General features: G+C 66.6%; 12 protein-coding genes and 2 tRNA genes. 7 read left to right on the top strand and 7 right to left on the bottom strand.

The genetic code is table 11. The features are described from left to right. Positions 1 to 63 precede the first annotated feature (63 nt). Positions 64 to 151, bottom strand: a tRNA-Ser gene (locus ACIQCN_RS10185). Positions 152 to 262: 111 nt separating this feature from the next. On the opposite strand from ACIQCN_RS10185, the gene ACIQCN_RS10190 reads away from it, so the two are divergent. The 7 genes from ACIQCN_RS10190 to ACIQCN_RS10220 all read left to right on the top strand — a co-directional run bounded on the left by ACIQCN_RS10190 (position 263) and on the right by ACIQCN_RS10220 (position 6,644). Further along, entirely contained in the window at positions 263 to 1,246 is a 984-nt protein-coding gene (locus tag ACIQCN_RS10190) for an NAD(P)H-quinone oxidoreductase (RefSeq protein ID WP_400610747.1), read from the top strand. 24 nt (positions 1,247 to 1,270) lie between these two features. Then, positions 1,271 to 1,807 carry a PadR family transcriptional regulator gene (locus ACIQCN_RS10195; protein WP_400606914.1) on the top strand — a complete coding sequence of 179 codons (537 nt, stop codon included), beginning with the start codon at positions 1,271 to 1,273 and terminating at the stop codon, positions 1,805 to 1,807. A gap of 158 nt (positions 1,808 to 1,965) precedes the next feature. Next, entirely contained in the window at positions 1,966 to 4,260 is a 2,295-nt protein-coding gene (locus tag ACIQCN_RS10200; RefSeq protein WP_400610749.1) for a carbon starvation CstA family protein, read from the top strand. After that, on the top strand, positions 4,260 to 4,454 hold the full coding sequence (locus ACIQCN_RS10205; RefSeq protein ID WP_400606918.1) for a YbdD/YjiX family protein: 195 nt from the start codon (positions 4,260 to 4,262) through the stop codon (positions 4,452 to 4,454). Before ACIQCN_RS10200 ends, ACIQCN_RS10205 begins: the two co-directional genes overlap by 1 nt. Before the next feature lie 79 nt (positions 4,455 to 4,533). Then, positions 4,534 to 5,247, top strand: a complete 714-nt coding sequence (locus ACIQCN_RS10210; RefSeq protein WP_400606921.1) for a bacterial proteasome activator family protein — start codon at positions 4,534 to 4,536, stop codon at positions 5,245 to 5,247. A gap of 8 nt (positions 5,248 to 5,255) precedes the next feature. After that, positions 5,256 to 5,735 carry a hypothetical protein gene (locus tag ACIQCN_RS10215; protein WP_400610751.1) on the top strand — a complete coding sequence of 160 codons (480 nt, stop codon included), beginning with the start codon at positions 5,256 to 5,258 and terminating at the stop codon, positions 5,733 to 5,735. Positions 5,736 to 5,798: 63 nt separating this feature from the next. Next, positions 5,799 to 6,644: an aldo/keto reductase gene (locus ACIQCN_RS10220; RefSeq protein ID WP_400610752.1), complete on the top strand. Its 846-nt coding sequence runs from the start codon at positions 5,799 to 5,801 to the stop codon at positions 6,642 to 6,644. A 9-nt stretch (positions 6,645 to 6,653) separates the two neighbouring features. Here the strand turns inward: ACIQCN_RS10220 and ACIQCN_RS10225 are convergent, their stop codons facing one another. The 6 genes from ACIQCN_RS10225 to ACIQCN_RS10250 all read right to left on the bottom strand — a co-directional run bounded on the left by ACIQCN_RS10225 (position 6,654) and on the right by ACIQCN_RS10250 (position 12,233). Beyond that, on the bottom strand, positions 6,654 to 6,839 hold the full coding sequence (locus ACIQCN_RS10225) for a hypothetical protein (RefSeq protein WP_400606927.1): 186 nt from the start codon (positions 6,837 to 6,839) through the stop codon (positions 6,654 to 6,656). A 38-nt stretch (positions 6,840 to 6,877) separates the two neighbouring features. Next, positions 6,878 to 7,882 (bottom strand): hypothetical protein, encoded by a 1,005-nt coding sequence (locus tag ACIQCN_RS10230; RefSeq protein WP_400610754.1) that lies wholly within the window; start codon positions 7,880 to 7,882, stop codon positions 6,878 to 6,880. Positions 7,883 to 7,983: 101 nt separating this feature from the next. Continuing rightward, positions 7,984 to 9,042, bottom strand: a complete 1,059-nt coding sequence (locus tag ACIQCN_RS10235; RefSeq protein WP_400606933.1) for a glycerophosphodiester phosphodiesterase — start codon at positions 9,040 to 9,042, stop codon at positions 7,984 to 7,986. A gap of 275 nt (positions 9,043 to 9,317) precedes the next feature. Then, positions 9,318 to 10,265, bottom strand: a complete 948-nt coding sequence (locus tag ACIQCN_RS10240; protein WP_400610756.1) for a DUF6454 family protein — start codon at positions 10,263 to 10,265, stop codon at positions 9,318 to 9,320. A 195-nt stretch (positions 10,266 to 10,460) separates the two neighbouring features. Then, positions 10,461 to 10,533, bottom strand: a tRNA-Thr gene (locus ACIQCN_RS10245). 104 nt (positions 10,534 to 10,637) lie between these two features. Next, the gene (locus ACIQCN_RS10250; protein WP_400610758.1) at positions 10,638 to 12,233 is read right to left on the bottom strand and encodes an alpha/beta hydrolase; all 1,596 of its coding nucleotides are present in this window, start codon (positions 12,231 to 12,233) and stop codon (positions 10,638 to 10,640) included. Positions 12,234 to 12,240: the final 7 nt, after the last annotated feature.

Raw genomic sequence — 12,240 nt, forward strand, 5'->3', positions numbered from 1 at the left:
GTCCTGTCCTTAAAGCAAGGGACCCCTGCCTGCCAGCATCGCTGGCGGACAGGGGTTCTTTTGCGGAAGGTAAGAGATTCGAACTCTTGGTACGGGGTTACCGCACACTAGTTTTCAAGACTAGCTCCTTCGGCCGCTCGGACAACCTTCCTCACCCAGTAGTGTTTCATAGGGCATTGCCTGCAACAAAACACAGCCGCGGAACGCTTCCGGGGCATGCTGGCGGGCAGAGGCCAAATGAGCCAGGGAACGGGAGTGGTGCATGAAAGCGGTCTACATTTCGGAACCGGGCGGCCCCGAGGTGCTGGAACTGCGTGACGTGCCGGTTCCGGTGCCGGGCCCCGGGGAGGTGCTCATCGATGTCGTTGCCGCCGGCCTGAACCGGGCGGATGTCCAGCAGCGGCGCGGTTTCTATCCGCCGCCGCCGGGCGCATCCGAGATCCCGGGCCTGGAGGTTTCCGGCCGGATCGCAGGATTCGGCCCGGACGTTGCCAAGCCCTTCTCCATCGGGGACAAGGTGGTGGCGCTGCTGGCAGGCGGCGGTTACGCCCAGCAGGTGGCAGTCCCGGCCGGGCAGGTCCTGCGCGTGCCGGACGGCGTGGATCTTGTCACCGCGGCCTCCCTGCCGGAAACCGCAGCCACCGTCTATTCGAACCTGGTGATGACGGCCCAGCTTCAGCAGGGCGAGACGGTCCTCATCCACGGCGCCACCGGCGGCATCGGCACCATGGCCATCCAGCTTGCCAGGGCACTGGGCGCCCGGGTGGCCGCCACTGCCGGTACGGCCGAGAAGGTCAGTACGGCCACGGCGTTCCTCGGTGCCCACATCGGCATCAACTATGCCGAAGAGGACTTCCCGGAGAGCCTGCGCCGGCAGAACGGCGGCAAGGGCGCGGACGTGATCCTCGACGTCGTGGGGGCCAAGTACCTGCCGCAGAACGTCGATGCGCTCGCCGACTACGGCCGCCTCGTGGTCATCGGGCTCCAGGGCGGCACCAAGGGGGCACTTGACCTTGGACTGCTGCTGCGCAAGCGGGCCGCCGTCGTCGCCACTGCGCTGCGGCCCCGCCCGGTGGCGGAAAAGGGTGCCATCATGGACGCTGTGCGGGAAGCCGTCTGGCCGCTGGTCACCGACGGCAGCATCCGCCCGCTGGTGGCCCGGACGTTCCCGCTGGACCAGGTCCAGGACGCGCACCGCTACTTCGATTCCGGTGAGCACGTGGGCAAGATCCTGCTGGTGATGTAGGCCGGCCGAATCCCGAGGAGCCGCATGTCCGTCCGCCACAGCCTTCTTGCCCTGCTGCACCAGCCGCGGTACGGGTACCAGCTGCGCGCGGAGTTCCAGAACCGCACGGGCGGCACCTGGCCGCTCAATATAGGGCAGGTGTACACCACCCTGGAACGGCTGGAACGGGACGGCCTTGTCTCCAAGGCAGCCGACGGCGGCGGGCACGTGGTCTACAGCCTTACTGCAGCGGGGGAAGCCGAAGTCCGCGGCTGGTTCGCTGCTCCGGTGGAGCGGAGCAATCCGCCGCGGAACGAGCTCGCCATCAAGCTGGCGCTCGCCGTCACCCTCCCCGGGGTGGACGTGCCGGCGGTGATCCAGGCCCAGCGTGCCGCATCCATGAAGGCTTTGCAGGACTACACCAAAGCCCGGCGCGAGGGTGCCCCGGCCCAGCGGGCGGGGGACACAGCGGGGCTGCTGGTCCTGGACTCGCTGATTTTCCAGACCGAAGCCGAAATCCGTTGGCTTGACCTGTGCGAAGCCCGGCTGGTGCAGCACGCCCAGCTGAACGGGCAGGCCTAAGCCGGGGAACGCCGCCGTCGTTCGGCGCCGTCGTTCGCCGCCGCGCGGCCGCCACTCGCCGCACCACGGTGCAGGGTATCCGAAAACCCTGCCCAATCGGCCTCTGCCGTTGGTAGGGTTCCTCCCGGAACACGTGTACGAATTCTCAAGGAGGAGACATGGCCGAAACCCCAGATCCACGGAAGAATCCGCCCGGGGAGGGCGGCGCCGTGGCCACGGAACTGCCGCCGGCGGGCGTGGACCCGGCGGTCCGCGAAGCCGAGGACAGGAAATGGACGCCGGGCAAGATCGCGCTCTGGGCGGCTATTGCATTGCTGGGCGGCGTCGCCTGGTTCATGCTGGCGATCATCCGCGGCGAGACCGTCAACGCGATCTGGTTCGTGTTCGCCTCGGTGTGCACCTACCTGATCGCCTACCGCTTCTACTCCAAGGTGATCGAACGCTTCATCACCAGGCCGGACGACCTTCGCGCCACCCCGGCCGAATACAAGGCGGACGGCAAGGACTATGTCCGGACGGACCGCAACGTCCTGTTCGGCCACCACTTCGCCGCCATCGCCGGCGCTGGCCCGCTGGTGGGCCCGGTCATCGCCGCGCAGATGGGCTACCTGCCCGGCACCATCTGGATCATCATCGGCGTGGTGCTGGCCGGCGCGGTGCAGGACTACCTGGTGATGTTCTTCTCCATGCGGCGCGGCGGCCGGTCGCTGGGCCAGATGGCGCGTGAGGAACTCGGCGTCATCGGCGGTACTGCGGCCCTCATTGCCACCCTGCTGATCATGGTGATCATCGTTGCGATCCTGGCGCTCGTCGTCGTCAATGCCCTGGGTGAGAGCCCGTGGGGTGTGTTCTCGGTGGGCCTGACCATCCCCATCGCCCTGTTCATGGGTGTCTACCTGCGCTACCTGCGGCCCGGCAAGATCATGGAGGTTTCCGTGATCGGGTTCGTGCTGCTGATGGCCGCCATCATCGGCGGCGGCATCGTGGCCGAGACGCCGTGGGGTGCCGAGATCTTCAGCCTGGACAAGGTGACCATCGCCTGGGGCCTGATCATCTACGGTTTTGTCGCCGCGATCCTGCCGGTCTGGCTGCTGCTTGCCCCCCGCGACTACCTCTCCACCTTCATGAAGATCGGCGTGATCGTGATGCTGGCGCTGGCCATCATCGTGGTCCGCCCGGAAATCAATGTCCCGGCGTTCAGCGAGTTCGCGAGCCGCGACAACGGTCCGGTTTTCCCGGGTGCGCTTTTCCCGTTCCTGTTCGTCACCATCGCCTGCGGCGCCCTGTCCGGCTTCCACGCACTGATCTCCTCCGGCACCACACCCAAGCTCGTGGAGAAGGAGCGGCAGACCCGCTTCATCGGGTACGGCGGCATGCTGATGGAGTCCTTCGTGGCCATCATGGCCCTGGTGGCGGCGATTTCGATCGACCGCGGCCTGTACTTCGCCATGAACTCGCCCGCGGCCCTGACCGGCGGCACCGTGGAGACGGCGGCAACATGGGTGAACAGCCTCGGCCTGGCGGGCGTGAACCTCACGCCGGACATGCTGGCTGAAACCGCCCGGAACGTGGGCGAGGAAAGCATCGTGTCCCGCACCGGCGGCGCCCCCACCCTGGCTGTTGGCCTGGCACACATCATGCAGCAGTTCATCGGCGGCACGGCGATGATGGCCTTCTGGTACCACTTCGCCATCATGTTCGAGGCCCTGTTCATCCTCACCGCAGTGGACGCCGGCACCCGCGTTGCCCGGTTCATGCTGCAGGATTCGATCGGCAACTTCGTACCGAAGTTCAAGGAGCACTCGTGGCGGCCAGGTGCGTGGCTCTGCACGGCCATCATGGTGGGCGCCTGGGGCGCGGTGCTGCTCATGGGCGTCACCGACCCGCTGGGCGGCATCAACACGCTGTTCCCGCTGTTCGGCATCGCCAACCAGCTGCTTGCCGCGATTGCCCTGTCCGTGTGCCTGGCCATCGTGGCCAAGCAGGGGACCTTCAAGTACCTGTGGATCGTGGCACTTCCGCTGACCTTCGCTGCCGTGGTCACCATCACCGCGAGCTACCAGAAGATCTTCTCGTCCACCCCGGCCGTGGGCTACTTTGCCAACAACGCGGCATTCAGCAAGGCACTGGCGGACGGCAAGACCGAGTTCGGCACCGCCAAGTCCGTGGCCGCGATGGAAGCCGTGGTGCGCAACACCGCCATCCAGGGCTGGTTGTCCGTGATCTTCGTGGTGCTGAGCATCATCGTGATCACGACGGCGGTACTCGCCACGGTCAAGGCGTTCCGGTCCCATGCGGCGGGACGGGCCGTGACCACCAATGAAGAGCCCGCCCTTCCGTCGCGGGTCTTCGCCCCGGCCGGCCTGGTGCCCACTCCGGCGGAACGGGAGCTTCTGGCCGAGTGGGAGAAGGTTCCTGCCGAACTGCGCTTCGAAAGGGCCGGACACCACTAATGATCGAGGGACTGGTCCGCGGGCTCCGGGGGATGGCCGGGTACCTGCGCGGGGTGCTGGGAGCAGACGCCTACGCCAAGTACCTGGAACACCACCGGGCCTGCGGCCACCCGTCGGCGCCACTGACGGAACGGGAATTCTGGCGCGACAGGACGGACCGCCAGGACTCCAACCCGCAGGGACGGTGCTGCTGATTGAGCCCGCAGCGGACAAGGATGCCGGCCAGCTTCATGGAGTGGACCGCGGCCCGATTGCTCGTGAGAGTATGAACGCATGAGCGATCCGAACGACACTCAGGCACCCGGGCACTTTCCGGTGGAAGGCGCGCCCGAGGACACCCCCTTGGAAGGCACGCCTGTCAACGGTGGACCTCCGATCGAGGGCAGGCCGGTGCCCAATGGCCAGCCGCTGCCGGAGCAGTCTGTTCCAGGCCAGCCGGTTCCCGGCCAGCCCGCGGGAGCCGGCAAACCCCGGCGCAGCAACCTCCAGGACCTGGTGGACGAACCCGCCAAGGTAATGCGGATCGGCACCATGATCAGGCAGTTGCTTGAAGAGGTAAAGTCCGCCCCGCTCGATGATGCCGCCCGCGGCAGGCTCGCCGAAATCCACGAACGTTCCATCAAGGAGCTCGAGGAAGGGCTGGCGCCGGAGCTGGTGGAGGAGCTGGAGCGCATCAGCCTGCCCTTCACCGACGACGGCACACCCTCCGATGCCGAACTCAGGATCGCGCAGGCACAGCTGGTGGGATGGCTCGAAGGTCTTTTCCATGGCATCCAGACGGCCCTCGCCGCCCAGCATGCAGCCCGTGAACACGCTGCTGCCCAGCTCCAGCTGCGCCAGCTTCCCCCGGGAACGGTCATCGCACCCGGCGTCATCATCGGCGAGAACGGCGAACCCCAGCGTGCCCCCGCAGGCCAGCACCAGCAGCCCCAGGCCCGGCCGGGCCAGCGCGAAGACCCGGACCACGGCCCGGGCCAGTACCTCTAAGGCCGCGGTTGGGCTTTTTCAGCGCCGCCCGGCAGGGGCGAAAGGATGATGCGGAACTCGGGAGGGGCCTGTGGCGCCGTGCCCATGACCGCTTCCAGCGCGGCCTGGACAGATTCCACCAGGTCCTGGAGGGTGTTGACGACGACCAGCTTTACGACGAGCTGGTGGAAATAGCCAACAGCCTTGCAGCTCTCCTGATCCGGGTCCGGGCCATCTGCATGGAGGCACAGCGGCGTTCACCGAGTGAGGCGCTGGACATCCCCGACTCACTCTCCGCCGTCCACCGTGCGCTGTCCAAAGCAGGGAACTCGCTCGCCACCACGGCGGAAGCCGCCGCGATGCTGCGCCTGGCCGTGGGGCCGGTCCCGGTGGGAGCGGCCTCCGTGCGGAGGCGCGCGGAAGCGGTCTTCCGGCAGATTGACGATGCGGAGGCGGCCCTGGGCGCCTCAGGCGCAGCGCCGGGGGAACCGACGGAAATTCCCGGTTAAGCGCCTGGCTTAGTTGTCCTCATTCGGCTGCTCCCTGCGGCTTGGATTTGGCAGGATGGGCCCATGACACTTTCACCGACTCTGACTTTCAACGACGGAAACACCATCCCCCAGCTCGGCTATGGCGTGTGGCAGGTTGAGGACGACGTAGCGGAGAAGGTGGTCCGCCAGGCCTTCGAGGCCGGCTTCCGCCACATCGACACCGCGAAGATCTACGGCAACGAGGCAGGCGTGGGCCGTGCCATTGCTTCGTCGGGGCTGTCGCCGGCAGAACTGTTCATCACCACCAAGCTGTGGAACTCGGACCAGGGCTACGAGTCCACGCTGGCAGCGTTCGAGAACTCCATGGACCGGCTGGGCCTGGAAACGCTGGACCTGTATCTCATCCACTGGATGCAGCCCAAGCAGGATAAGTACGTGGATACCTGGAAGGCCCTGGTCGAGCTGCAGAAGCGCGGCCGCGTCAAGTCCATCGGCGTCTCCAACTTCACGGTGGAGGGCCTGCAGCGGCTGATCGACGGGACCGGTGTGGTCCCTGCGATCCACCAGATTGAGCTGCACCCGTACTTCAGCCAGCGGGAGCTGCGCGAGTTCGGTGCGGCCAAGGGGATCCTGACCCAGGCGTGGTCACCGCTCGGCCAGGGCGGGGAACTGCTCGAGGACGCCACCGTGGCGGACATCGCCGCCAAGCACCGGGCCACTCCGGCGCAGGTCGTCATCGCGTGGCACCTCGCCATCGGCAACGTGGTGATCCCCAAGTCCGTGACGGAATCCCGGATCCGGGAAAACTTTGCTGCGCTGGACGTCGCTCTGGACGCCGGCGACATTGAAGCAATCAACAAGCTGGACCGCACGGCTGCCGGCGAAGGCAGGATCGGCCCGGACCCGGCGGTCTCCGACTTCGCCTAGGTTTCTGACCTAGGCCGCGACGCGCCCCCGCTCCACCGGAACGGCGTCGATCACGGCCCAGCCGTCCTGGCCGCGGCAGTTCCGGCTGGCGAAGCATTCGGCCTCGGCCAAGGTGTCAAAAACCTCGGAGCGGGCGCGGCCACAGTCGGCGTCGAAGTACGTGACGTGAAATTCCTGTACGGATTGGTTCTCCATAAATCCAGTGTGCAACCAGGGTCTGACATTCCGAGGAATCAGTCCCGCGTGTTGCCCAACCGGAGCACCCGCTCCTGCGCAAGCATGGCGGCACGTGCGGCTTTATCCGCCGCACGTGCCGCCTGTTTTGCTTCTGCGGCGGCGTCGCCCAGCATGCGGCGTGAGTGCTCGAGTTCCTCGTCGGCTGCCTTGAGTCGCTTTCGGAGTGACGCCGTCTCCTCCTGCAGGGCCGCCACACGGTCCCGCGTCTCCTCAACATTGCTCCGCCGTTCCGCCGCGCGGCCAGCCGCATCCTCTTCGGCTGCTCGGGCTTCCGCCAGCGCGGCCCGGGCTTTCTCAAGGGCACTGGGCGACGGCGGCCGCGGCGCCTGCCGGACTGCCTCCAGCCGCGGCTTGGCGGGCCTGCCGCTCGTGGTGGGGGCCGCCGTCGGACTCTCCTGAAGCCGTGGCTTGGCGGGCTTGTCGCGCCTGGTGGGTGACGGCGTCGGATGTTCCTTCGCAGGCACGCGGCGGCTGTCCGCCGACGGCAGGACGGAGGGGACCGCCACCGACCCCTCGATATCAACGGCGTTCACGCCGTCGGCCGTAAGCGTCTTCAACAGCCTGCCGCTCCGGACCGCAACGGCAGCGCCCGGGTCCGCCGTTAGTGCGCGGAGCGTTTCCTCGACATCGGCGGCCATGGCATCGCTGACGGCGCGGCCGTGCTCCTCGGCCACCTTCCGTGCGGTATCCGCCGCAGCGGAAAGCCGTGACCGGCGCTCCCGGGCCAATCCGCGGAGGGTGGCGGCGTCCAGGGACGCCTGGGCCGCCTGCATCCGGTCGCCCACTTCAGCCAGGTCATCCAACACCACGGGCTCGTGGCGCGCCAGCATGTTTACCGCCCACGCGGCCACAGATGGTTTTGGCAGCGCACGGACCGCCGCGGCAAGCGGCTTGTCCTTTCCGGCAGTTTCCTTCGCCGCGGCCGCCCGGGCGGTGATGAAGTCATCCAGCGGCAGGGCATACAGCCTATTGGCGATCTCCGCCAGCGCCGCATCATCCATGAACGCCATCATAGGCCCCGGCCGTGCACCCTCCGTGGCGGATACCGGCAGGGCCCCTGCTCCGGTCTGCGGAACAGGGGCCCTGCGGCGCTCTGGGGGTGCTACAGCGAGTACTGCTTTGGCAGTTTCAGCCCGCGCTCGGCGACGACCTCGCGGAGGCGGTCGGGGTAATCGGTGATGATGCCGTCCACGCCGGCGTCCATCAGCGCGCGCATGGTCGGCTGGTCGTTGATGGTCCAGGGGACCACCTGCATGCCCTTGGCGTGGGCCCGCTCCACCATGTCAGCCGTGACGTAGGGGACGTAGCCTTCGTCAGTGACCTTGCCGTTCTGGGGCGTTCCGTGGACCGGGGAGATAGCGTCGAAACCGAGGTAGGACGCGGCCTCGACCAGGTCACCGCCGAAGTCGTCGGAATCGATGCCGCCGAGCCAGGGTGATGCTCCGGGCTTGCCCGCCTGCAGGAAGTCCTTGTTGGTCAGGGCGACGGTACGGATGTTGGGATTGCGTTCCTGCACCAGGCGCAGTGCGCCCCAGTCGAAGCTCTGGATGGAGACACGGTGCTCCATGTGGGCTGCCTTGATTTCACGCAATGCTACGTCGACGAACTGTTCACGGGGAGCGGTCTGCTCGGGGGCGCCGGCTTCGACCTTGGTCTCGATGTTGAACTTCACCTGGCTGGCGCGGTAGCTGTTCACCAGATCAAAGACCTCGGCAAGGGTGGGCATCTTCGCGCCGGCCGAAGCCTGCTGGCCCGGGTAGTTGGCGAGCGTCTGTGAGCCGCAGTCCAACGTGCGGACCTGGGCGAAGGTCAGGTCCTTAATGTACTTGCCGACGTAGGGAAAGTCGGGGTCCCCGGCAGTGACGGGTGCCGTGTCCTTGCACTTCAGGCCGCTGATTTTGCGGTCGTGGGTGACTACCTCGCGGCCGTCCTTGGTGATCTGCAGGTCAAGCTCGAGCGTGCTCACGCCCACCTCAAGGCCCTTGGCGAAGGAAGCGAGGGTTGATTCAACCGTAAGGCCAAGCCCGCCGCGGTGGGCCTGGAGGTCAAAGTGGTTCGCGGTACCGTGGGGGTTGAGGTCCGCGGCGTGGGCCGGGAGGGATGTTCCCATTGCCAGGCCGGCGGTGAGGGCGGCTGCGGTCAGCAGCTTGGTGTACTTCATGGTTGGGTTCTCCAGCGTGATGTCTTGGGGATGGACCTGCCCATCCTGTGCCCGTCCCCTGTATCGCAGGGGACGGGCAGGTGGATCGTGCCTGACGCGAGGGTGAACGTGAGGTGCTGCGACGCCACTGCAGTTACGGATGAGCCAAGCGGAATTGGGGTGAAACGGGTCCAGCCGGCGCCGTTTAGGTTCTTCTTCCTACCTTCAGCGGGAGTGGGCGCGGGTGCGGAAGCCGTTGAACCGGCTTCCGAACACGCGCCCGGATGTGCTTCGCCTCAGGGGCGGGCTTCAAATACGAAGAGCTCAGTTCCAGCGACTTCTTCGCCGTCGTCCGGTGCGGCGAACATGCGCAGGACGTCGCCGTCGGACTCCAGGGCCACCGGATTGCGGGTCATCGAGTGCCCGGCCGTGGAGAACAGCTGGGAAGGCACCTCGTGGACGATGTCTGCGGTTGCGAGGTCGGTCAGGGCGAGGCCGCCCAACTGGAACGGTTTCCCGTCAGCAGTCTTGAGGTTGGTGACACCCGAGCAGAGCTGGTGACCGACCCCGGCGTACTCGCAGTCCTGGTAGTCGATGAAGTGGCTGGGGTTGGCCTGGGTGCCCAGGAGCCTGCCCTCGCCGTTCCAGGTGAAGAGCTTGCGCGAACCCCAGCTGACGCCGCTGATCCGGTTGGTTTTGCGGTCCGCCACGACCCCGCCGACGTGGTCTGACTGGCGGAACTCTTCCTTGACCTCATACGTGTCCGGGTCAACGGTATAGACGATGGAGCGGCTGTTGGGGCGGTATTCGGCTACGGGCACCCAGAGCTTGGAGCCGTCGAAGTCCGTGCCGCCGGGGTGGTAGACGGTGTCCTCGCCCACGACGATGTCCTTGAGCAGTTTCCCCTGGCGGTCAATGACGAAGACGTGTCCGCGGCCCTTGCCCGTGCTGCGGTCGTAGCCGTCGACGGGGGAGGGATAGCGCACGGTCGGTTCGATGATCTCGACACTGCTCAGGAAGATCTTGTCGCCGACGAGGGACATGCCCTGCGGGTGGAAGGTGGGGAAGTCCAGCTTGAGCTTTTGGACCTGCTGCCACTGCGTGTTGCGGTCCACTTTGCTAAAGGCTTCCGCTTCCGGCGTGAGACCTTTGAGCGTTTGCCCGCTGGTGGCCACAGCAGACGTTCCGGCCGTGAGGGTGGCGACGGCGATTGCGGTAACCGCCAGGATGCGTTTCATCTTCATGTCACTCCAGGTGCTTGATCGGGAGCCCGGTGAGGGTGCGATCCAACATAGGTGCCTGGAGTGGCAAGAGGGACAACTGGAGGTGTCCAGGGGGTGAAACTCTCCATGGGGCATTGGGGTCGCCCGTAATTGCAGTTTAACCAGCGAAAAACCCCGGAAGCCCCTGGAGCTAGGGGCTGTCCGGGGTTTATCCCGAGCTTCCTATCAGAATCGAACTGATGACCTTTTCATTACGAGTGAAACGCTCTACCGACTGAGCTAAGGAAGCACCGCGTGAATTTGCCGGCGGAACCGGGCCGTTCATGCAAGAGACAACTGTAATAGAGTCCCGGCGCCCGGGTCAAAATGGGGCCCTGTCCCGGCCCGGAAGGCTTAGCAGACCGTGTTGTCCGCAGGCACCTTTCCATTGACCAGGTAGTTGTCGACGGGGTCCTCGATGCAGGTATTGGACCGGCCGTAGGCGGTATGGCCCTCGCCCTTCCATGTCATCAGCACCGCGTTCCCCAGCTGCTTGCGCAGGGATGCCGCCCACTCCACCGGGGTGGCCGGGTCGCCCGTCGTGCCAATGACAACGATCGGGGAATCGCCCGTGTACTCCACCGGGGCCGGCGTCCGGACGTTCTCGTACGGCCAGTCGGCGCAGTTGGCACCGCCGTACGCGAAGAAGTAGCCCAGCGTGGGTGAGTCCTGCATGAGGCGCCGCTGCTCGGCACGCATGGCCCCGGCGTCGGCCTCCATGGGATAGTCCAGGCAGTTGATGGCATTGAAGGCAAACGTGGAGTTGGAGGTGTAGGTGCCGTTGGAGGACCGGTCGGCCCCGATGTCTGCCAGCCGCAGCATGAGGCTGACATCCCCGTCCAGCGCAGCCTCGATCGCCTGGGTCAGGGCGGGCCAGCTTTCGTCATTGTAGAGCGGCGTGATCAGGCCGCTGACGAACGTCGTGGCATTGACCAGCCTGCCATCCTTGGCCTTTTGCGGGTTCTGCTGGATGCCGTTGATCAGGTCCCGGATCAACTGGACGCCGGAATCCACGTCACCGCCCAGCGGGCAGCCGTCCTGCCGCTGGCAATCGGCCACGTAGGACCGGATGGCCTTTTCAAACGCCCGGGCCTGTCCGCGGGTCAGTTCCTCGTTGCTGATGGAGGGGTCCAATGCGCCGTCCAGCACCATCCGGCCCACCTGGTCCGGGAACAGTGACGCGTACGTGGAACCCAGGAACGTCCCGTAGGAGTAGCCCAGGTAGTTCAGCTTGGCATCGTTCACCACGGCACGCAGGATGTCCAGGTCCCGGGCCGAGCTCTCCGTATCGATGTGCGCCAGCGACGGGCCCGTCTGCTCCCTGCACTGCGCGGCGATCGCCTTATTGTCGGCCAGCGCGGCCGCAAGCCCGGCCTCAGTGTCGAGGTCGTAGATCTTGGCCCGCGCTGCATCGCGTTCGGCATCGGTCATGCACTTGACGGGCGCCGACCGCTTCACGCCGCGGGGGTCGAACCCCACCAGGTCGTACGCGTCGCGCACAGGCTGGGAAAAGTGCGTCAGCGTTGCGTCTTTGACGAAGTCGTATCCGGAGGCTCCCGGACCGCCCGGGTTGACCAGAAGGCTTCCCTTTTTCTTTCCCGTGCTGGGGGCCCGCAGTGCGGCGATCTGGATGGTCTCGCCGTCGGGGTTGCCGTAATCCATGGGAACGGTCACCTGGGTGCACTGGAAGTCTTCCTCACAGGGCTCCCATACCACCTCCTGGGAGTAGAACTCCTCCAGGCCTTCGGGGGCGCCCGCCACGATCGACGGGTCGGCCTTGGCCGTGGCCGGTTCCGCCCGGTCCTCCCCGCCGCCCAGCAGGCTGCACGACGCCAGCACCAGGGTCAGCGCCAGGACCCCCGCGGCACGCAGGGGGCGGCCCGCCCGGGCGCGGCCGTTGGCGCCGCCGGCAGGAAATCGGTGCCGTGCGGCGGATGGACGGGCAGTCATCGGGTCT

Origin of the sequence: Pseudarthrobacter sp. NPDC092424, assembly GCF_044754925.1 — a bacterium.
Taxonomy (GTDB): domain Bacteria; phylum Actinomycetota; class Actinomycetes; order Actinomycetales; family Micrococcaceae; genus Arthrobacter.

Excerpts from the sequence above, each read along its gene's own strand:
- ACIQCN_RS10230 (WP_400610754.1), bottom strand. The coding sequence starts at position 7,882 with ATGGATGATGCGGCGCTGGCGGAGATCGCCAATAGGCTGTATGCCCTG.
- ACIQCN_RS10195 (WP_400606914.1), top strand. The coding sequence starts at position 1,271 with ATGTCCGTCCGCCACAGCCTTCTTGCCCTGCTGCACCAGCCGCGGTAC.
- ACIQCN_RS10210 (WP_400606921.1), top strand. The coding sequence starts at position 4,534 with ATGAGCGATCCGAACGACACTCAGGCACCCGGGCACTTTCCGGTGGAA.
- ACIQCN_RS10190 (WP_400610747.1), top strand. The coding sequence starts at position 263 with ATGAAAGCGGTCTACATTTCGGAACCGGGCGGCCCCGAGGTGCTGGAA.
- ACIQCN_RS10240 (WP_400610756.1), bottom strand. The coding sequence starts at position 10,265 with ATGAAGATGAAACGCATCCTGGCGGTTACCGCAATCGCCGTCGCCACC.
- ACIQCN_RS10200 (WP_400610749.1), top strand. The coding sequence starts at position 1,966 with ATGGCCGAAACCCCAGATCCACGGAAGAATCCGCCCGGGGAGGGCGGC.
- ACIQCN_RS10250 (WP_400610758.1), bottom strand. The coding sequence starts at position 12,233 with ATGACTGCCCGTCCATCCGCCGCACGGCACCGATTTCCTGCCGGCGGC.
- ACIQCN_RS10220 (WP_400610752.1), top strand. The coding sequence starts at position 5,799 with ATGACACTTTCACCGACTCTGACTTTCAACGACGGAAACACCATCCCC.
- ACIQCN_RS10235 (WP_400606933.1), bottom strand. The coding sequence starts at position 9,042 with ATGAAGTACACCAAGCTGCTGACCGCAGCCGCCCTCACCGCCGGCCTG.
- ACIQCN_RS10205 (WP_400606918.1), top strand. The coding sequence starts at position 4,260 with ATGATCGAGGGACTGGTCCGCGGGCTCCGGGGGATGGCCGGGTACCTG.
- ACIQCN_RS10225 (WP_400606927.1), bottom strand. The coding sequence starts at position 6,839 with ATGGAGAACCAATCCGTACAGGAATTTCACGTCACGTACTTCGACGCC.